General features: G+C 69.6%; 15 protein-coding genes. 11 read left to right on the top strand and 4 right to left on the bottom strand.

The features are described from left to right. Positions 1–28: 28 nt before the first annotated feature. From CFB89_RS04690 to CFB89_RS04675, 4 genes are read left to right on the top strand one after another with little or no spacing between them, the layout of a single operon-like run. Positions 29–529 (top strand): NAD(P)H-dependent oxidoreductase subunit E, encoded by a 501-nt coding sequence (locus tag CFB89_RS04690; protein WP_089466922.1) that lies wholly within the window; start codon positions 29–31, stop codon positions 527–529. Continuing rightward, positions 526–2,103 (top strand): NADH-quinone oxidoreductase subunit NuoF, encoded by a 1,578-nt coding sequence (locus CFB89_RS04685; protein ID WP_089466921.1) that lies wholly within the window; start codon positions 526–528, stop codon positions 2,101–2,103. Before CFB89_RS04690 ends, CFB89_RS04685 begins: the two co-directional genes overlap by 4 nt. Before the next feature lie 17 nt (positions 2,104–2,120). Beyond that, a complete protein-coding gene (gene fdhF / locus CFB89_RS04680) occupies positions 2,121–5,072 on the top strand; it encodes a formate dehydrogenase subunit alpha (RefSeq protein ID WP_089466920.1) in 2,952 nt (983 codons plus the stop codon). A gap of 7 nt (positions 5,073–5,079) precedes the next feature. Then, on the top strand, positions 5,080–5,331 hold the full coding sequence (locus CFB89_RS04675; protein ID WP_089466919.1) for a formate dehydrogenase subunit delta: 252 nt from the start codon (positions 5,080–5,082) through the stop codon (positions 5,329–5,331). Positions 5,332–5,339: 8 nt separating this feature from the next. Here the strand turns inward: CFB89_RS04675 and CFB89_RS04670 are convergent, their stop codons facing one another. Continuing rightward, positions 5,340–6,995, bottom strand: a complete 1,656-nt coding sequence (locus CFB89_RS04670) for an FAD-dependent monooxygenase (RefSeq protein WP_089466918.1) — start codon at positions 6,993–6,995, stop codon at positions 5,340–5,342. Between the two features lie 58 nt (positions 6,996–7,053). Here CFB89_RS04670 and CFB89_RS04665 point away from each other — a divergent pair, with 58 nt between their 5' ends. Then, the gene (locus tag CFB89_RS04665) at positions 7,054–8,961 is read left to right on the top strand and encodes a tetratricopeptide repeat protein (RefSeq protein ID WP_089466917.1); all 1,908 of its coding nucleotides are present in this window, start codon (positions 7,054–7,056) and stop codon (positions 8,959–8,961) included. A gap of 82 nt (positions 8,962–9,043) precedes the next feature. Here the strand turns inward: CFB89_RS04665 and CFB89_RS04660 are convergent, their stop codons facing one another. Further along, a complete protein-coding gene (locus CFB89_RS04660; protein WP_089466916.1) occupies positions 9,044–10,339 on the bottom strand; it encodes an MFS transporter in 1,296 nt (431 codons plus the stop codon). 201 nt (positions 10,340–10,540) lie between these two features. Here CFB89_RS04660 and CFB89_RS04655 point away from each other — a divergent pair, with 201 nt between their 5' ends. Next, positions 10,541–11,641: a hypothetical protein gene (locus tag CFB89_RS04655; RefSeq protein WP_256979577.1), complete on the top strand. Its 1,101-nt coding sequence runs from the start codon at positions 10,541–10,543 to the stop codon at positions 11,639–11,641. A 79-nt stretch (positions 11,642–11,720) separates the two neighbouring features. Here the strand turns inward: CFB89_RS04655 and CFB89_RS04650 are convergent, their stop codons facing one another. Further along, a complete protein-coding gene (locus CFB89_RS04650; protein ID WP_089466915.1) occupies positions 11,721–12,425 on the bottom strand; it encodes a DUF2968 domain-containing protein in 705 nt (234 codons plus the stop codon). Positions 12,426–12,540: 115 nt separating this feature from the next. After that, positions 12,541–13,731 carry a gamma-glutamyl-gamma-aminobutyrate hydrolase family protein gene (locus CFB89_RS04645; RefSeq protein ID WP_089466914.1) on the bottom strand — a complete coding sequence of 397 codons (1,191 nt, stop codon included), beginning with the start codon at positions 13,729–13,731 and terminating at the stop codon, positions 12,541–12,543. Between the two features lie 254 nt (positions 13,732–13,985). On the opposite strand from CFB89_RS04645, the gene CFB89_RS04640 reads away from it, so the two are divergent. From CFB89_RS04640 to CFB89_RS04615, 5 genes are all read left to right on the top strand, one after another. Continuing rightward, on the top strand, positions 13,986–14,666 hold the full coding sequence (locus tag CFB89_RS04640) for a GntR family transcriptional regulator (protein WP_089466913.1): 681 nt from the start codon (positions 13,986–13,988) through the stop codon (positions 14,664–14,666). A 6-nt stretch (positions 14,667–14,672) separates the two neighbouring features. Beyond that, the gene (locus CFB89_RS04635; protein WP_089466912.1) at positions 14,673–16,049 is read left to right on the top strand and encodes an amidase; all 1,377 of its coding nucleotides are present in this window, start codon (positions 14,673–14,675) and stop codon (positions 16,047–16,049) included. 157 nt (positions 16,050–16,206) lie between these two features. After that, positions 16,207–16,719 (top strand): disulfide bond formation protein B, encoded by a 513-nt coding sequence (locus CFB89_RS04630; protein ID WP_089466911.1) that lies wholly within the window; start codon positions 16,207–16,209, stop codon positions 16,717–16,719. A 620-nt stretch (positions 16,720–17,339) separates the two neighbouring features. Further along, positions 17,340–18,344 (top strand): xanthine dehydrogenase accessory protein XdhC, encoded by a 1,005-nt coding sequence (xdhC, locus tag CFB89_RS04620; RefSeq protein ID WP_089466910.1) that lies wholly within the window; start codon positions 17,340–17,342, stop codon positions 18,342–18,344. Between the two features lie 17 nt (positions 18,345–18,361). Further along, positions 18,362–19,387 (top strand): adenosine deaminase, encoded by a 1,026-nt coding sequence (locus CFB89_RS04615; protein WP_089466909.1) that lies wholly within the window; start codon positions 18,362–18,364, stop codon positions 19,385–19,387. Positions 19,388–19,745 lie beyond the last annotated feature (358 nt).

Here is a 19,745-nt window from a genome sequence, read left to right as displayed (position 1 = left end):
CATATGAGACTTTGGAGGAGCATAACCGATGTCCCCGAATTCCCCTGCGCCCGATGCGCTCGTCGAGCGCCATGCGCGCGCCGGCCGGTCGCTCGTCGCGATCCTGCACGCGATCCAGGACGATGCGGGCTACGTGCCGTCGGGCTGCGTCGCGCCGCTCGCCAAGGCGCTGAACCTGTCGCGCGCGGAAGTGCACGGCGTCCTGACCTACTACCACCATTTCCGCGCCGCGCCGCCCGCGCGCGTGACGATCCAGATGTGCCGCGCCGAAGCGTGCCGCAGCATGGGCTGCGAAACGCTCGCCGCCCACGCGGAAGCTCGCACCGGCTGCCGGTTCGACGCCGCGCACGGCGACGGCGCCGCAGGCCGCACGCCGGACGACGTCGCGCTCGAATCGGTCTACTGCCTCGGACTGTGCGCGCAATCGCCGTCGATGACGGTCAACGGCGTGCTCCACGCCAAGGTCACGCCGGAGAAGTTCGACGCGCTGCTGGCCGACGCGGTCGCCCATACGCCGGAGGCCGCATGACGACCCGCATCTACGTTCCGCGCGATTCGTCCGCGCTGGCGCTCGGCGCCGACGCACTCGCCGCCGCGATCGCGGCCGAAGCCGCACGCCGCGGCATCGCGATCGAACTGGTCCGCAACGGCTCGCGCGGGCTGCTGTGGCTGGAGCCGCTCGTCGAGGTCGGGACGGCCGCGGGCCGCGTCGGCTATGCGAACCTGTCGGCCGCCGACGTGCCGGCCCTGTTCGACGCCAACTGGCTCGACGGCGGCGCGCATCCGAGCGGCGTCGGCCTCGTCGACGCGCTGCCCTATCTGGCGCGCCAGCAACGGCTCACGTTCGCGCGGATCGGCCTGACCGATCCACTGTCGATCGACGACTACCTGCAACACGAAGGCCTCGCCGGCCTGAAGAACGCACTGGCGCTCGACGGCGATGCCGCATGCGAAACGCTGATCGAGTCGGGTCTGCGCGGCCGCGGCGGCGCGGCGTTCCCGGCCGGCATCAAGTGGCGCACCGTGCGGCAAGCCCGCGCCGCGCAGAAATACATCGTCTGCAACGCGGACGAAGGCGATTCCGGCACGTTCTCCGATCGCCTGCTGATGGAATGCGATCCGTACTGCCTGATCGAAGGGATGATCATCGCGGGCGTCGCCACCGGCGCGACGGTCGGCTACATCTACGTGCGCAGCGAATACCCGCACGCGATCGCCACGCTCGAAGCCGCGATCGTCCGCGCGCGCGAAGCCGGCTGGCTCGGCGAGCACGTGCTCGGCTCCGCGCACGCATTCGAGCTGCACGTCGCGAAAGGTGCGGGCTCGTACGTATGCGGCGAGGAAACGGCGCTGCTCGAATCGCTCGAGGGCAAGCGCGGCGTCGTGCGCGCGAAGCCGCCGCTGCCCGCGCTCGCCGGCCTGTTCGGCCAGCCGACCGTGATCAACAACGTGATCACGCTCGCGACCGCGCCCGTGATCTTCGCGCGCGGGGCCGCGTTCTATCGCGACTACGGGATGGGCCGCTCGCGCGGCACGCTGCCGTTCCAGCTTGCCGGCAACCTCCGTCACGGCGGCCTCGTCGAGCTCGCGTTCGGCGTCACGCTGCGCGAGCTGCTGTTCGACTTCGGCGGCGGCACGGCCAGCGGCCGGCCGGCCCGCGCCGCGCAGGTCGGCGGCCCGCTCGGCACCTACCTGCCCGACCACCAGTGGGACGTGCCGCTCGACTACGAAGCGTACACGGCGATCGGCGCGGTGGTCGGCCACGGCGGCATCGTGCTGCACGACGACACGTCGAATCTCGCCGAGCTGGCCGAATACGCGATGAAGTTCTGCGCGATCGAATCGTGCGGCAAGTGCACGCCGTGCCGGATCGGTTCGACGCGCGGCGTCGAGACGATCGCGCGGATTCGCGACGGCGACACGTCGGAGCGGCAAATCACGCTGTTGCGCGACCTCTGCGACACGATGCTCGCCGGTTCGCTGTGCGCGATGGGCGGCATGACGCCGTACCCGGTGCTGTCCGCGCTCGACCATTTCCCCGAAGATTTCGGGCTCGCTGCCGGCAAGGATGCCGCGTCGGGCCCGGTCAAGGCTGCGGCCTGACCCAGAAGGAGCCCTGCATGTCCCTCGACACGAACAACGTCCGCCAAGGCGGCTGCGGCTCGGGCCAATGCGCGTGCAAGAGCGCCGCCCAGGCGCGCGCACGCGATCCGCACGACGAAACCGACTACGGCACGCCGCAACGGTACGCCGATACCGACGTCACGCTCGAAATCGACGGCCAGCCGGTCACGGTGCCGGCCGGCACGTCGGTGATGCGCGCGGCGATCGAAGCCGGCGTCAACGTCCCGAAGCTGTGCGCGACCGATTCGCTCGAGCCGTTCGGCTCGTGCCGGCTGTGCCTCGTCGAGATCGAAGGCCGGCGCGGCTATCCGGCGTCGTGCACGACGCCGGCCGAAGCCGGCATGAAGGTGCGCACGCAATCGGACCGGCTGCAGTCGCTGCGCCGCAACGTGATGGAGCTGTACATCTCCGACCACCCGCTCGACTGCCTCACCTGCCCGGCCAACGGCGACTGCGAACTGCAGGACATGGCCGGCGTGGTCGGCCTGCGCGAAGTGCGTTACGGCTTCGATGGCGCGAATCACCTGAAGGACACGAAGGACGAATCGAATCCGTACTTCACGTACGATCCGTCGAAGTGCATCGTCTGCAACCGCTGCGTGCGCGCGTGCGAGGAAACGCAGGGCACGTTCGCGCTGACGATCGCCGCGCGCGGCTTCGAATCGCGTGTCGCCGCCGGCGAAAGCGAATCGTTCATGGCGTCGGAATGCGTGTCGTGCGGCGCTTGCGTCGCCGCCTGCCCGACGGCCACGCTGCAGGAAAAATCCGTCGTGCAGCTCGGGCAGGCCGAGCACTCGGTCGTCACGACCTGCGCGTACTGCGGCGTCGGCTGCTCGTTCAAGGCCGAGATGAAGGGTACGCAGGTCGTGCGCATGACGCCGCACAAGAACGGTCTCGCGAACGAAGGCCACGCATGCGTGAAAGGACGCTTCGCGTGGGGCTATGCGACGCACAAGGACCGCATCACGAAGCCGATGATCCGCGAGAAGATCACCGACCCGTGGCGCGAAGTGAGCTGGGACGAAGCCCTCACCTACGCGGCGACGCAATTCCGCAAGCTGCAGCAGAAGTACGGCCGCGATTCGATCGGCGGGATTACGTCGTCGCGCTGCACGAACGAGGAAACCTATCTCGTGCAGAAGCTCGTGCGCGCCGCGTTCGGCAACAACAACGTCGATACCTGCGCACGCGTGTGCCACTCGCCGACCGGCTATGGCCTCAAGACGACGCTCGGCGAATCGGCCGGCACGCAGACGTTCGCCTCGGTCGGCCAGGCCGACGTGATCGTCGTGATGGGCGCGAACCCGACCGACGGCCATCCGGTGTTCGGCTCGCGGCTGAAGCGGCGCGTGCGCGAAGGCGCGAAGCTGATCGTGATCGACCCGCGCCGCATCGACGTCGTCGACGGCCCGCACGTGAAGGCCACGCATCATCTGCAGTTGCGCCCCGGCACCAACGTCGCGATCGTCAACGCGCTGGCGCACGTGATCGTCACCGAAGGGCTGGTGGCCGACGCCTTCGTCGCCGAGCGCTGCGACACGCGCGCGTTCGAGCAATGGCGCGACTTCGTCGCGCAGGCGGACAATTCGCCCGAGGCGACCGCGGACGTGACGGGCGTGCCGGCCGGGCTGGTGCGCGAAGCCGCGCGCCTGTACGCGACGGGCGGCAACGCCGCGATCTATTACGGCCTGGGCGTCACCGAACACGCGCAAGGCTCGACGACGGTGATGGGCATCGCGAACCTCGCGATGGCAACCGGCAACGTCGGCCGCGAAGGCGTCGGCGTCAATCCGCTGCGCGGCCAGAACAACGTGCAAGGTTCGTGCGACATGGGCTCGTTCCCGCACGAACTGCCCGGCTACCGGCACATCAGCGACGCGGTCGTACGCACGCAGTTCGAACAGGCGTGGTCGGCCACGCTGCAGCCGGAGCCGGGGCTGCGCATCCCGAACATGTTCGACGCGGCGCTCGACGGCAGCTTCAAGGGGCTTTACTGCCAGGGCGAGGACATCGTCCAGTCGGACCCGAACACGCAGCACGTCGCGGCCGCGCTGTCGGCGATGGAATGCATCGTCGTGCAGGACATCTTCCTGAACGAAACCGCGAAATACGCGCACGTGCTGCTGCCGGGCTCGACGTTCCTCGAAAAGGACGGCACGTTCACGAACGCGGAGCGCCGGATCTCGCGCGTGCGCAAGGTGATGCCGCCGCTCGCGGGCTACGCGGACTGGGAGGTCACGCTGCTGCTGTCGCAGGCGCTCGGCTACGACATGCACTACACGCATCCGTCGGAAATCATGGACGAGATCGCGCGGCTCACGCCGACCTTCTCGGGCGTGTCGTACGAGAAGCTCGACGCGCTCGGCAGCATCCAGTGGCCGTGCAACGAACACGCGCCGGAAGGCACGCCGACCATGCACATCGACACGTTCGTGCGCGGCAAGGGCCGGTTCGTGATCACCAAGTTCATTCCGACGCCGGAGAAAGTCACGCAGCGCTATCCGCTGATCCTGACGACGGGCCGCATCCTGTCGCAATACAACGTCGGCGCGCAGACGCGCCGGACCGAAAACGTCCGGTGGCACGAGGAGGATCGCCTCGAGATCCATCCGCACGACGCCGAGGATCGCGGGATCCGCACCGGCGACTGGGTCGGCATCGAATCGCGCGCCGGGCAGACCGTGTTGCGCGCGCTGGTGTCCGATCGCATGCAGCCGGGCGTCGTGTACACGACGTTCCACTTCCCCGAATCGGGGGCGAACGTGATCACGACGGAGAGCTCCGACTGGGCGACGAACTGCCCGGAATACAAGGTGACGGCCGTGCAGGTGATGCCGGTTGCGCAACCGTCCGACTGGCAGCAGGCGTATGCGCGCTTCAACTCGGAGCAACTCGATCTGCTCGAGCGCCGCGCCGCTGCGTCGGCCATCGCGACGACGGGCAAGTGAGGCAGCCATGGACCACGACCACCTGATCGACATGGCCAACCAGATCGGCGCGTTCTTCGAATCGATGCCCGATCGCGACGAAGCGCTGGGCGGCATCGCCGAGCATATCCGGCGCTTCTGGGAACCGCGGATGCGTCGCGCGTTGCTCGCCGCGCTCGACGACCCGTCGAGCGAAGCCGGGCAACGCGCGGCGCCGATCGTGCGCGACGCGATCGCCGCGCATCGCGCGTCGCTCGTGCCTGCCGCGGCGCCCGCCTGAGCGCGCGGCTACGCGGACACCGACATGCCCGCGAACCAGCTTTCGCAGTGGCGCAGCAACGCGTTCGCGTCGGTCGCCGTGCGCCCGCGCGCGGCGACATAGCCGTCGGGCCGCAGCAGATAGAACGACGGCCGCGAGCGGCCGTATTCCTGCGCAAGCCCCGCCGCACCGTCGCCTTCGGCATCGGCGACGCGCCACACGCGCACCGCTTCCGGCATGATCCGTTCGAGCCCCTGCACGAGCGCCTGCGCATCGGCCGGGATCGGCGGCACCTCGCCGGCGTCGGCATTCGCCGGCTCTTCCAGCAGCAACAGCGTGAAACTCGCCGGATCGTGAAGATCGTATAGTCGCGCCGTGCCGGGCGCGCGACCGAGCGGCCCGTCGAGCACGTGCACGAGCGCATCGGGCGCGCGCTCGCCCGCGCGCGGGCCGCCGTCGAGCACGCGCTCGAGCGTGAGCGGACTCTTCCGGTACTGCACGCCGAGCTCGCTCACCGTGCGCCTGACCGCGTCGCGCATCGGCCCGAACGACGCGAGCAGCGGCACGACGTGATCGCGCAGCAGCTTCATCGCACCGCGCTCGGCTTCGACGACCTGCGTGACGAAACCGGTCTGCCGCAACACGTCGCGCTCGATCGGATGGCGCTCCGCGTGATACGTGTCGAGCAACCGCTCGGGCGCGCCGGCGCGGATCACGCGCGCGAGTTTCCAGCCGAGGTTGAACGCCTCCTGGATGCCGGTGTTCATGCCCTGCGCGCCGGCCGGGCTGTGGACGTGCGCGGCGTCGCCCGCGAAGAACACGCGGCCGTGACGCAGCCGGTCGACCATCCGGCTGTGCAGATGGAAATAGGACGACCACGCGAGATCGCTTGGCGAGATCGATACGCCGACGCGCGCGCGGATGATCGCGTCGCATTCCTCGAGCGACGGCGCCGCCGCGTCGGGCGACGCGCCGCTGCCGGGCGGCCGGTCCGCGACGAGCCGGTAACGGCCGCCGCCCATCGGAAACAGGCCCGCGATGCCCGCGGGCGTCGTGAACAGGTGGATCTCCTCGTCCGGCCAGTCGGGTATCGCCGCGAAATCGGCCAGCAGGAAAGTCTGTTCGAACGCATGCCCGGCAAAGCCCAGGCCGAGCAGGTGCCTGACCGTGCTGTGCGCGCCGTCGGCGGCAATCAGGTACGACGGGGCGAACGACTCGTCGCGACCGTCGGCGCCGCGCAGCGTCACGTCGAGCGACGTGCCGCCCTTCCCGCCCGTGTCGCACGCGGTCAGCGCCGTACCGCGTTCGACGGTCACACCCATTCCGGCCAGATGCTCCGCGAGCAGCCGCTCGGTGATGCTCTGGTCGAGAAACATCAGATACGGATAGCGCGTTTGCAGCGGATCGAAATCGAGCCGCGCGATCACGCGGCCGTCGGCATGCAGTTCGGCGGCATGGGCGCGATGGCCGAGCGCGAGAAACGGTTCGACCGCACGATGCTGCTCCAGCAGTTCGAGCGTGCGCGCCTGGATGCCGATCGCACGCGAAAACGGCGCGGGCGCGACGAGCCGATCGATGATGCGCACCGGCACGCGGGCCCGCGTGAGGCTCATCGCCGCGGCAAGGCCGGTCGGCCCCGCGCCGACGATCAGCACGGGTGGGATATCGGACTGTGTGTCAGCCATGGAGACCTCGATGACACGCGACCCTGCCAGTCTACGCCGCTCCGCGTGACGGGGCCATATGCCGGACGGCCGATGCGCGGCCCCGCCGCGCGGTGTGGGAAAATACGCGCTTTCCGCCAGTTATCGCGTCATGGATTCCGCATTCGACCGGGCGTACGCCGCACATCGTGCGGGCCGCCTCGCCGAGGCCGAGCACGGCTATCGCCACGCGCTCGCCTCCAACCCCGCCAACGCCGACGCGCTGCACCTGTTCGGCGTGCTGCGGCACCAGCAGGGCCAGCATGCCGAGGCAGCCGATCTCGTCGGCCGCGCCGTCGCGCTGCGTCCGGACGATGCCGCGCTGCAACTCAATCTCGGCAACGCACTGAAAGCGCTCGGCCGGCTCGACGAAGCGATCGACCGATTCCGCAACGCGCTGACGCTCGCACCCGAATTTCCGCTCGCGCACTACAACCTCGGCAACGCGTATGCGGCGCTGCAGCGTCACGACGATGCGATCGACGCGTTCAGCCGGGCGCTGCGGCTCACGCCCGACGACGCGTCGATCCACAACAATCTCGGCAACGCGCTGAACGCGCTCGGCCGCCACGGCGACGCGCTCGCCGCGTTCGGTCGCGCGCTCGAGCTCCGGCCCGGGCATGCGGGCGCGCACAACAACCTCGCGATGGCGCTGAGCGCGATGGGTCGCGCCGACGATGCGATCGCGCACTTCCAGGCCGCGATCGCCGCGCAGCCGCGGTTCGTCGCCGCGCATTTCAATCTCGGCAACACGTTCGATGCGGTCGGCCGGCATGCGGAGGCCGCCGCGGCATTCGAAGCCGCGCTCGCGCTGCACCCCCCGTTTCCGCTCGCGCTGTTCGGGCTCGCGAACGCGCTCTGCGCGCAAGCGCGCCATCGCGACGCGCTGCCCTACTACGAGCGCGCCGTCGGGCTCGATCCGTCGTTCGGGCTCGCATGGCTGAATCTCGGCAACGCGCATCACGCGCTCGGCGCGCACGAGATGGCGCTGCGCGCATTCGACCAGGCGCTGCGCGTCGCGCCCGATCTCACGCTCGCGCGGCTGCATCGCGCGGTCACGCTGCTGACGCTGCGCGACTTCACGCGCGGCCTGCCCGCGTACGAAGCGCGCCACGAGACGCCCGGCGCGACGCCGCTCGGCGCGCTGCCGCGCTGGCAGGGCGAGCCGATTGCGTCGCGCACGCTGCTGATCCGCGCGGAACAGGGGTTCGGCGACACGCTGCAGTTCGTCCGCTTCGTGCCGCAGGTGCGCGCACGCTGCGCGCGGGTCATGCTCGAGGTTCAGCCCGAACTCGTCGCACTGCTGACGCCGGCCGCCGCGCGCTGGCGCGTGACGCTCGTCCCGCAAGGCACCGCGAAGCCGCCGGCCGCGGACGTCGCCTGCACGCTGATGAGCCTGCCGTTCCTGCTCGGGCTTCAGCCGGAGGACATCGTCGGTTCGCGCTACCTCGATGCGCCCGACGGCGCCCGGCGGCGCTTTCGCGGCTCGCTCGGCGGGCAGTCGAAGCGCAAGTTCGGCCTCGCATGGTCGGGGCGCCGGCAGGCGCAGGAAAACCGCTCGATGCCGTTCGACGCGCTCGCGCCGCTGCTCGCGCTGCCGGACATCGACTGGATCGTGCTGCAGCCCGCGCTGGACGACGAAGAACGGGCGCGCGTCGACGCGCATCCGCGCGTGCATCGCCTCGACGGCCGGCTGAACGACTTTGCCGATACGGCCGCGCTGATCGAGCGGCTCGACGGCGTCGTCACGATCGACACGGCCGTCGCGCACCTCGCGGGCGCGCTCGGCAAGCCGCTGTGGGTCATGCTGCCGTTCGCGGCCGACTGGCGCTGGTTCACCGGCGGCGACTGCCCGTGGTACACGCGCGCCCGCATCGCCCGCCAGCCTGCGCCGGGCGCGTGGCCCGACGTGGCGGCCGCGGTGGCCGGCATGCTGCGCGAAGCCTGACCGCGAACGAACAAGGGAGCGCGATGCGCTCCCTTTTTTCAACGCGATGCGCGATGGACACCGCGCGCTATGCCGGCCGCCGTCAGGCCGACTTGTACTGATTGCGCGCGTCGGACGTGCGGTACAGCACGAGCGTCGCGATCAAGCCGCAGATCGCGGCCACACTCAACCACATCCCCGGCGCCGCCTTGTTGCCCGTCTGGTGGATCAGCAGCGTCGAGATCGCCGGCGTGAAACCGCCGATCGTCGTTGCCAGGCTGTACGCGAGCGAGAAGCCGGCTGTCCGCACGTCGGCCGGCATCACTTCGGTCAGCGCGACGACCATCGCGCCGTTGTACGACGCGTACAGGAACGACAGCCACAGCTCGACCGCGAGCAGCCGCAGGAACGACGGATCGCCGACGAGCCACAACACGGCCGGGTAAGCCGACAGCAGCGTCAGCACGGTGAACGCGATCAGCACCGGGCGGCGGCCGATGCGATCGGACAGCGCACCGGACAGCGGCAGCCACACGAGATTCGAGATCCCGACGCAGACGGTCACGACGAGCGCGTCGAGCGACGACAGGTGCAGCACTTCCTTGCCGAAGGTCGGCGTGTACGCGGTAATCATGTAGAACGACACCGTCGTCATGATCACCATCCCCATGCCGGCCACCACGACGCCCCAGTTGTCGAGCATCGAGCGCATGATCTCGCCCATCGTCGGGCGGTGGCGCTTCGCCAGGAATTCGTCGGTCTCCTTCAGCGAACGGCGGATCAGGAACAGGAACGGCACGATCAGGCAGCCGATCAGGAACGGAATGCGCCAGCCCCACGCGGTCATTTCCTCGACCGGCAGCGCGCGGTTCAGCACGACGCCGACGAACGCGGCGAACACGACGGCGACCTGCTGGCTGCCCGACTGCCACGACGTATAGAACCCCTTGTGGCCCTTCGTCGCGATCTCCGACAGATAGACCGACACGCCGCCGAGTTCGACGCCCGCCGAAAAGCCCTGCAACAACCGGCCGAGCAGCACGAGCACCGGCGCGAGCACGCCGATCGTCGCATAGCCCGGTATCGCGGCCACGGTGAGCGTGCCGATCGCCATCAGCCCGAGCGTCAGGATCAGCCCCTTGCGGCGGCCGTGATGGTCGATGTACGCGCCGAGCACGATCGCACCGACCGGCCGCATCAGGAAGCCCGCGCCGAATACCGACAGCGACAGCATCAGCGACGCGAAGGCGTTGCCGCTCGGAAAGTACGTTTTCGCGATGGCCGACGCGTAATACCCGTAGACCATGAAGTCGTACATTTCCAGGAAGTTGCCGCTGACGACGCGGAAGACGGTGCGGACTTTCGATTCCTGCGCGATGGCAGGCGACGCTGTGGACATGTTTTCTCGCTCAGCTCGGATGGCGCGCATACCGCGCCGCATGGATCCGGCGACGCGCGCCGCGCCGGACCGGGCCGACGCGCACGGGCATCGCTGCCCGCCAGCGGCACCGCGCGTAACGGCGCGCCGCCGGCATGATTCGCGAATCATGCCACGGCAAGCCGACATTTGCCTTGTAGCGCGCTCGTCACCGGCGTCGCGGTGGCCGCCTCGTACAAGTCGCCCGGAAACGGGCACAAGAATCAGATCGATCCGATCGACCGACCTTCGCCGGCTGACCACAATGTCAGGATTTGCGACGACATTTTCACGCCGCGTCGGCACGGGTCGCCCGTGTCGCACGACGCCCCCGCCATGATCCCATCCCCCCTCGTCCCGGTCGAAGGCGCACTTGCCCGCCCTCGCGCCACCCCGCTCGACCACGTCCCGCCGTTCGGCCGCGAATGGCGATTTAGCGACGCACGGGGTGCCGAGCCCGGCAGGCACTGCCTCGCGACCCTGACAACGTCCTGCATCGATGTCGACCGGCCGCACCGCACGTGCCAATGGCAGCCGCTATCCGTGACGGCGGCGCTGCCGGCCTCGGCCAGGTTGACTGTCACGCCGGCTGTCGTCCCCGGCCAGCGCTCGCGCCATCCGGCCCGCCGCCCTCGCGACCGGCGCGCGATGTACGCCGCCTGCTGGAGCATCGGCACACTCGGCATCATCGGCTGGCTGATCGGCGCGTACGAGCCACCGGCGGGTTTCGGCTCCCCGTACACGATTCAAGCCGCCGGCGGCGCGCCCGCGCACACCACGATATCGACCGGCACCGTACGTGTCGCCGAGGCTGAAACGGCCCCGTCGACGAACGCCATGCCGCGGCGCAAGATGGCAACGCGTGTCGCGAACACGACGGAGTCGTCGCCCGCCCCGCACAACATTCCGCTCCGCCACGCGTCGCTTCACCCGCAAGCGACCTCCGAGGTGCGGCACGCCGCCCCTGCTTCGCCACGTCGGGCAACGGGCCCGCGCACGACGCAAGCATCGCCCCGCACACCGGTCGTGCCGCGACCGGCTGCGCATGCGCCGCTCCCGCGCGCCGCGGGCGACACCCGCACACGCGATCGGCTCGCCCGGCCGCCGCGCATGGCAGACACGCGCGATACGCGCGACTCGCTCGACGATCCGGCCACGTTGATTGCCATCGCGAACGCGCTGCCCGTAACGCAGCCGACACACGCGCCCGCGGCCGGCTTCGACTGGACGACGCGACTGTCGCATCGCCGCTTGACCGACGTGCCGGACGCGTTCGCGCATTGACGTCCGCCCAATAAAAACCCCGGCGAAGATCGCTTCGCCGGGGTTTTCGCTCGTCTCGTTCCGTCCGTTCGACGAATCGTTACTTGTGCATGGACAGCCCCGTTTCGGTCTGCTTCTCGAGTTGCCGCACCTGCTCCTGCAGATCGCGCAACTGCAACTGCGCCGCCCGCTTCTCGACCTGCAGCGCCTGCGCCTGCTCCTGCGCCGACTTCTGCCGCTGCGCGACTTCGGCCTGCTGGCTGCGCGCGACGCTCAAGTCGGCCTGCAACTGCTGCGCACGATTCGCCTGCAGCGCGATCACGCGTTCGAGAAATGCCTTCTGCGCCTGCAGCTCGGTCCGGCGAATCTCGATATCGGCGAGCTGCGCCGTCTGCTGAACGAAATTCGCGTACACCATCTCCGCGCGATTCTTTTCCTGCGAACGGATCACGCGCCACAGGTTCTTGTCCTGGAACAAGGCGACGTAATACGTCATCTCGCGCGGATCGAACATCAGGCTCGCACCGTAGCTGCCGTTGTAGGTCGTGCGCATCTCGACGATCCGGCCGTCGTGCAGCATCTGCGTCAGCTCGGCGACGTTGCCTTGCGCGGCGGTGTCCGACGCGACCGAGGCCGATGCCGATGGCGCCGACGACGCGCTGCCGCTCAGGCTCGTGACTGCCGGACGCGTACCGGCGACGGGTGCGGTCGCATCGGCGGACCAGGCCGCGCCCGCTTGCGCGCAGGCGGCCAGCGCAACGATCCACGTTGCGCATCGTGCAGGGAAGAAGTTTCGGAAAGCCAACGTCAGACTCCGGCGAACAAATCGGAACTGGCGATTATCGTGCAAAACGAAACGGCCGCATCTCGAATTTATCGGGATGCGGCCGGCCTGCGTGCCACGCGAAAAATACGGCGTGCTACAAGCGCGTTTCGCGTGCCGCGCGCAGGAACGCGTCGAGCAGCGGCGTGCAGTCGAGCAGTTCGGAACCGCCCGCGCGATGGAACTCCGGATGCCACTGCACGCCGACGACGAACGGCGAACGACGATGGCGAATGCCTTCGATGATCCCGTCGCCGGCCGACACGGCCTCGATGTTCAGATCGCGACCGAGATCGCGGATCGCCTGGTGGTGAATCGAGTTGACGATCGCTTCGCTGCGCCCCGGGAACATGCTCGCGAGCGTCGACGAATCGGGAAAGCGGATCGCGTGACGATGCTGGTCGTAATGCTCGCTCACGTGCGCGTTCGCGGTCGGCACGTCGGTGGCGATGTCCTGGTACAGCGAACCGCCGAACGCGACGTTGATCAACTGGCAGCCGCGACATACGCCGAGCACGGGTTTGCCGGACTCGACGAATTCGTGCAGCAGCTCGAGCTCGTACATGTCGCGCACGCGATCGCCGGGCCATTCGGGGCGCGCGTCCGACGCCGCGCAGGTCTGCGGCGACACGTCGGCGCCGCCTTGCAGCAGCAGGCCGTCGAGATGCTTCGCGTAATCGCGCAGACGGATGTTGCTCGGATGGATCATGCCTTGATGGCCGACGGTCGGAATCATGAACACGAGCACGTCGCGCGACATCACCCAGTGGGCGATCGATTCCTCGAGATACTGCAGCGTCTTGCCGCGCAGCCCCTTCGCGCCCGGCTCCGGATGGAAGATCCGCGCCGATACGCCGATGCGCAGCGTGCGTTGCGTGATGCGCTGGCCGGCGCGGTCGAACAGCCGCCGTGCGCGGGCCGCGACGATCCGGCCGAATACCGACCACGGCGTGTCGCTCTGCTTCAGATAGGCGGGCGGCGCATTCTGCGCGCTCGCCGGCGGCGGTCGCGGCGTGTCGAAATCGGGCGGCGCGCCGAAGCCGGGCGGCGGCGCGCCTGGCTTCAGCGGTGCGACCGCGGCAGCGTCATCGCCGACGGCGCCTGCCGCACCGGGCGCGCCCGGCTCGGAGGCGGCCGTGACGGGCGATGCACCGTCATCGGCGACATGCTCCGCGGCGGCCTGCGTGGCCGGCGCATCGGGCGTTTTCGCCGGATCGGGACGAGGGGAATCGGAAGAAGCGGAAGAGGTGCCGGGCAGACCGGCCGGGGAAGGCGTGTTTTCGCTCATGACGATAGTCTGATGCGTCGCTCGCGCGTAGGGATAGACGAGGATTCATTATGCTTCAGTGCACGATCGCGCGGTAAACCTGCAACATCCTGTCGATATTGTTGCAAGTGGCGGCCACCCGCGCCGGGATCGTTACCCCCGTATCGCCGCGCTGGACATCGGTGATATATCACAATAATATCCAGCGATCGTCCATGCTTCCCGAGCCTCCGCGCCATGATCGCGCCCTTCCCCGCCACCGCGCCGCAACCGGCATGAGTACCGTGACCGACCTTACCCCCGACCGCGCCGCCGCGTCGCCGGCCAGTCTCGCCGACCGCGCGTACGCGCTGATCCAGCGGGACATCATCACGATGCGCCTGAAGCCGGGCGCCGCGCTGAACGAAGCCGACCTCGTCGCGCGCACGGGCATCGGCCGCACGCCGGTGCACCAGGCCGTGCATCGGCTCGTGCTCGAAGGGCTGCTGTCGGTGATCCCGCGCAAGGGCTTGATGGTGCAGCCGCTGTCGCTCGACGACATCGTCGCGGTGATCGACGTGCGGCGCGTCAACGAAGCGCACTGCGCCGACCTCGCCGCGCGCCACGCGACCCCCGACGATCTCGCGCGCCTGGCCGCGCTGCTCGACGACGGGCAGGCCTGTGTCGACACCCACGACGTCGAGGGCATGATGGAGCTCGACCGCGCGTTTCATCAGACGATCGCGGCGGCCACGCGCAATGCGGTGCTCGCCGACATCCTGCGCGCGCTGCACGAGCGCTCGCTGCGCTTCTGGTTCGTCACGCTGTCCGAACCGCACCATCTCGCCGACGTCCAGCACGAGCACCGCGCGCTGTTCGACCGGCTGTCCGCACGCGACGCCGCCGGCGCGCGCGCAGCCGTCGAAAGCCATATCGATTCGTTCCGCTCCACGCTTCTCCAACATCTTCGCCCCTGAGCCGCCATGACCACTTTCACGCCGTTCCCCCCGCTCGCCCAGCTCGCCGCCGACCTCGCCGCCGGCCGGACCACGAGCCGCGCGCTCGTCGACACCGCACTCGACCGGATCGCCGATCCGTCGGGCCAGGGCGCCGTCGTCTTCACCGAAGTCGATGCCGACAACGCCCGCGCGGCCGCCGACGCGCACGACCGGCTGCGCGCCGCGGGCACCGTGCTGTCGCCGCTCGCGGGCATTCCCGTGTCGATCAAGGACCTGTTCGACGTCGCGGGCCAGGTCACGCGCGCGGGGTCGCGCGTACTCGACGGCGCGCCGGCCGCGCGCACCGATGCGGTCGCCGTCGCGCGGCTCAAGCGCGCGGGCGCGGTGCTGGTCGGCCGCACCAACATGAGCGAGTTCGCGTTCTCGGGGCTCGGGCTGAATCCGCACTTCGGCAACCCGCGCTCGCCGTACCACCGCGACGTGCCGGGCGATGCGCGGATTTCGGGCGGCTCGTCGTCGGGGGCGGCCGCGTCGGTCGCCGACGGGATGGCCGCCGTCGCGCTCGGCACCGACACCGGCGGCTCGATCCGCATTCCGGCCGCGCTGTGCGGGCTGACCGGCTTCAAGCCGACCGCGAGCCGGATTCCGACGCAAGGCGGCGTGCCGCTGTCGACGACGCTCGACTCGTTCGGCCCGATCGGCCTGACGGTCGCGCGCTGCGCACTGGTCGACCGGATGCTCGCGGGGCTCGAGCCGCACGTGCCGGCCGCCCGGCCGCTCGAAGGCGTACGGCTCGGCGTGCTGACGAACTATGTGACGGATGGCGTCGATGCCGACGTCGCGGCGGCGCTCGACACCGCGCTCAAGCATCTCGAAGCGGCCGGCGCGATCGTCACCGAAGTACGCTTCCCCGCGCTCGACCGGCTGCCGGAAATCAACCGTTTCGGCTTCTCGCCGATCGAAGCGTACGCATGGCATCGTCCGCTGCTCGCCAAGCATCGCGACCAGTACGACCCGCGCGTGCTGACGCGAATCCTGAAGGGCGAACCCGCAAGCGCGGCCGACTATCTCGACCTGCTCGCCGCGCGCGCCGCGATGCTCGACGAAGCCGCGCACACGGTCTGGTCGCGCTTCGATGCGCTCGTCGCGCCGACGGTGCCGGTCGTGCCGCCGCGCATCGCCGAACTCGAAACGGACGACGACGCGTTCACGCGCACCAACGCGCTGATCCTGCGCAACCCGAGCGCGTTCAACTTCCTCGATGCGTGCGGCCTGTCGCTGCCGTGCCATCCGCGCGACGCGGCGCCGGTCGGCCTGATGCTCGCGGCAGCGCCGCATCGCGACGACGCGCTGCTCGCAATCGGCCAGTCGGTCGAGGCCGTGCTGAACACGATCCGCTGACCGCACCGCCGATGGCAAGCCGGTCGCGCACCGATCGCCTTCGGCCCGCGCGTGGTGCGGCAGGCTGCCGCACGCGGGCTGTCAGTTTCGTGCCAGATCATTCGCGCTAAAATCGCGCGATTGTTTTACGGACCGACCGACGAGGACCCCCGCCGACATGAATGACTACACGCTTGCACTCCGCCGCGAACGCCGCCTGCTGATGCTGCTCGGATGGGTGTGCATCGCCCTGCTGGCCGGCGCGCTGTACCTGCAGTACGTGAAGAACGAAGACCCGTGCCCGCTGTGCATCATCCAGCGCTATTTTTTCTGCGCGATCGGGATCTTCGCGTTCCTGGCCGCCGGGATCCGCAACTGGCGCGGCGTCTGGGTGCTCGAACTGCTGATCGCGATCGCCGCGGCCGGCGGTGTCGGCACGGCCGCGCGGCACCTGTCGATCCAGATGAATCCGGGCTTCAGCTGCGGCTTCGACACGCTGCAGCCGATCGTCGACAGCCTGCCGCCCGCGCAGTGGTTCCCCGGCATGTTCAAGGTCGCCGGGCTGTGCGAGACCGTCTACCCGCCGATCCTCGGCATCCTGCTGCCCGGCTGGGCGCTGATCGGCTTCGCCTTGATCCTGGTCGCGGTCGTCGCGAGCCTCTGGCGCCATCGCCGCAAGCTCGCGGGCTGACCCGCCGGCCGCGGTGCCGGCCCATCGCATGCGCGACCCGCGCGAATGGGCCGCGCGCCGCCGGCGCGTCGTCACCCGGCTGCGGCCTGCGCCGGCCCCGCCCGGCCGCCGCGCGTAAACACCTACCCCGCCGCCGCCCGGATTTCCGGGCGGGCGCGCGTCGCGCGATCGCCGCGCCCCTGCCCCGCCACGCATGCGTTTCGGCCCGATGTGCATGCATCGGTCCCCCGATCCCGCGCGGCGGGCCTATGATCGACATGATCGCCGCCTGATAGCCCGGATCACCGCCCGGCCATGTTCCCGCCGCGTGGCGGTGCTATCTTCGGGACTGGATGGCGATCTACGTGCGCGAGGCCAGGCGGTCTCACCGCTGCCTGCGTAACGCGCGCCCGATCCGCAATGTCGACTGGATTCATCATGACAACGCACACCATCCGCATCCGTCACCCTCATGGCGTCCGCGCGTCCGGCGGCGCCGTTCACGCACGCCGTCGGTCGGCCGCCGCCGCATGGCATCCGCCGTGCAGCCGGCCTGCCGCGCCCCCGTTCGTTCTCGTTGCCGCCGCGCCCGCCAGAGCGCGCCGCGCGTCGTGCCGCGTCGTCCCGAACGGAGCGTGCTGATGGAAGCCTGGCTCGGCGATCTGCAGCAACTGCTCGCGCACGGCGAAGCGGCCGTGCTCGTGACGGTCGCGCACACCGACGGCTCCGCGCCGCGCGAGGCCGGCACCAAGATGCTCGTCACGCGCGACACGGCCCGCCATACGATCGGCGGCGGTCATCTGGAATGGAAGGCGATCGAGATCGCGCGGCACCTGCTGAAGGACGGCGCGCACGTGCCGCACGCGCGCCGGCTCGAGCGGCTCGCGCTCGGCCCGAGCCTCGGCCAGTGCTGCGGCGGCGCCGTGGTGCTCGCGTTCGAGCGGCTCGACGTCGGCGACCTCGGCTGGATCATGTCGCTCGCGAAGCGCGTCGCGGCCGGCGCCGCGACCGTGCGTAGCGTATCATTCGGCCCCTCGCCGGGCGCGCCGCTGTTGAGCGAGCCCGAATCGGAAGCCGCGCGCGCCGACTGCCTGCTGTGGGAAACCGGCGGCGTCTCGCTGATGACCGAAACGATCGCGCCGTATGCGTTCCCCGTCGTACTGTTCGGCGCGGGGCACATCGGCACCGCGCTCGTGAAAGTGCTGGCGACGCTGCCGTGCCAGGTGCGCTGGATCGACCGGCCCGATGCGCTGTTCCCGCCGGCCGATGCGCTCGCCGGCATCGGCAACCTCGCGATCGACGCGGCCGCTTCCCCGGCGGACGCAGTCGACGCAGCGCCGCCGCAGTCCTACTTCGTCGTGATGACGCACGACCATGCACTCGATTTCGTGCTGGCCGAGCGCATCCTGCGACGCGGCGACTATGCGTACTTCGGGATGACCGGCTCGCAGACGAAACGCACGCAGTTCGATCATCGCCTCGCCGCGATCGGCATCGACCCGGCCCAGGTCGCGCGGATGCGCTGCCCGATCGGCGTCGAAGGCATCATCGACAAGGCGCCCGAAGTGATCGCGATCTCGGTGGCCGCGCAGTTGCTGCAGGCCGTCGAGGCGAATGCGTCCGCGCAGGCTTCCCCTACTGACTGACCGACCAAAACGACGCCATGACCCCGACATTCAAGAACAAGATTGCCCGCGCGCCGAAAGCGGAGCTGCACATCCACATCGAAGGCTCGCTCGAGCCCGAACTGATCTTCGCGCTCGCGCAGCGCAACGGCGTGAAGCTCGCGTACGACTCGATCGACGCGCTGCGCGCCGCGTACGCGTTCACCGACCTGCAGTCGTTCCTCGACATCTACTACGCCGGCGCGAGCGTGCTGCTCACCGAGCAGGATTTCTACGACATGACGGCCGCGTACTGCGAGCGCGCGCTCGCCGACAACGTCGTCCACACCGAACTGTTCTTCGACCCGCAGACGCACACCGAGCGCGGCGTGCCGATCGAGACGGTCGTCGCGGGCATCGAGCGCGCGCTCGCCGATGCCGAAGCGCGCGGGCTGTCGAGCAAGCTGATTCTGTGCTTCCTGCGCCACCTGTCCGAAGAGGACGCGCTCGCGACGTTCGAATCCGCATTGCCGCTGTTCGAGCGCTATCGCCATCGGCTGATCGGCGTGGGCCTCGATTCGTCCGAGCTCGGCCATCCGCCGACGAAGTTCGCCCGCGTATTCGAGAAGGCGCGCGCGCTCGGGCTCAAGCTCGTCGCCCATGCAGGCGAGGAAGGCCCGCCCGCGTACATCTACGAAGCGCTCGACGTGCTGAAGGTCGACCGGATCGACCACGGCGTGCGCAGCATCGAGGATGCGGCGCTCGTCGAGCGGCTCGCGAAAACGCGCACGGCGCTCACCGTGTGCCCGCTGTCGAACCTGAAGCTGTGCGTGTTCGACGACATGGCGAAGCACACGCTGAAGGCGCTGCTCGACCGCGGCGTCGCGGTGACGATCAACTCCGACGATCCGGCCTATTTCGGCGGCTACGTCAACGAAAACTACTTCGCGACGGTCGAAGGGCTGCAACTCACGGATGCCGAAGTGCATGCGGTGATCCGCAACGGCTTCGAGGCGTCGTTCATCGAACCGGCGCAGCGCGACGCACTGTACGCGCGCCTCGACGCGTACTGGCAGGCCGCGTGACGGCCCGCATCGAGGCACGCTGACAGATGAAACACGGCAACGGCATCCGCTTCGCGATTCCCCGTTCGGCGCCGCGCCGGGCTGATCGGCTGCATGCAGGCGTCGCGATCGCGCCGTACGGCGTCGCTCGCACGCACCGGCCGTCGCGGCTTGCCGTGCCGTTCGCCGTCGTATGGGTTGCGGACGTATCGGTTGCGGATGTACCAGTTGCGAACGCAACGGCCGCGAGGTGCGCCCGCAACCACTCGCGGGCGGCTTCGGCCGCCACGTTCGCCCGCGCAATCGCCTCCGGCCGTGCCGCACATCACGTGCCGCCGCAGCCGCCCGCGAAGCACCGCCCCGCCCCCGTGCGGCGTCG

Source organism: Burkholderia sp. AU16741, from assembly GCF_002223345.1.
GTDB classification, from domain to species: domain Bacteria; phylum Pseudomonadota; class Gammaproteobacteria; order Burkholderiales; family Burkholderiaceae; genus Burkholderia; species Burkholderia sola.
This window is presented reverse-complemented; position numbering and strand designations above follow the sequence as displayed.

What these genes read in the sequence shown, in the direction of transcription:
- CFB89_RS04690 (WP_089466922.1), top strand. Translation starts at nt 29, where the DNA reads ATGTCCCCGAATTCCCCTGCGCCCGATGCGCTCGTCGAGCGCCATGCG.
- CFB89_RS04685 (WP_089466921.1), top strand. Translation starts at nt 526, where the DNA reads ATGACGACCCGCATCTACGTTCCGCGCGATTCGTCCGCGCTGGCGCTC.
- fdhF (WP_089466920.1), top strand. Translation starts at nt 2,121, where the DNA reads ATGTCCCTCGACACGAACAACGTCCGCCAAGGCGGCTGCGGCTCGGGC.
- CFB89_RS04675 (WP_089466919.1), top strand. Translation starts at nt 5,080, where the DNA reads ATGGACCACGACCACCTGATCGACATGGCCAACCAGATCGGCGCGTTC.
- CFB89_RS04670 (WP_089466918.1), bottom strand. Translation starts at nt 6,995, where the DNA reads ATGGCTGACACACAGTCCGATATCCCACCCGTGCTGATCGTCGGCGCG.
- CFB89_RS04665 (WP_089466917.1), top strand. Translation starts at nt 7,054, where the DNA reads ATGCCGGACGGCCGATGCGCGGCCCCGCCGCGCGGTGTGGGAAAATAC.
- CFB89_RS04660 (WP_089466916.1), bottom strand. Translation starts at nt 10,339, where the DNA reads ATGTCCACAGCGTCGCCTGCCATCGCGCAGGAATCGAAAGTCCGCACC.
- CFB89_RS04645 (WP_089466914.1), bottom strand. Translation starts at nt 13,731, where the DNA reads ATGAGCGAAAACACGCCTTCCCCGGCCGGTCTGCCCGGCACCTCTTCC.
- CFB89_RS04640 (WP_089466913.1), top strand. Translation starts at nt 13,986, where the DNA reads ATGAGTACCGTGACCGACCTTACCCCCGACCGCGCCGCCGCGTCGCCG.
- CFB89_RS04635 (WP_089466912.1), top strand. Translation starts at nt 14,673, where the DNA reads ATGACCACTTTCACGCCGTTCCCCCCGCTCGCCCAGCTCGCCGCCGAC.
- CFB89_RS04630 (WP_089466911.1), top strand. Translation starts at nt 16,207, where the DNA reads ATGAATGACTACACGCTTGCACTCCGCCGCGAACGCCGCCTGCTGATG.
- xdhC (WP_089466910.1), top strand. Translation starts at nt 17,340, where the DNA reads ATGGAAGCCTGGCTCGGCGATCTGCAGCAACTGCTCGCGCACGGCGAA.
- CFB89_RS04615 (WP_089466909.1), top strand. Translation starts at nt 18,362, where the DNA reads ATGACCCCGACATTCAAGAACAAGATTGCCCGCGCGCCGAAAGCGGAG.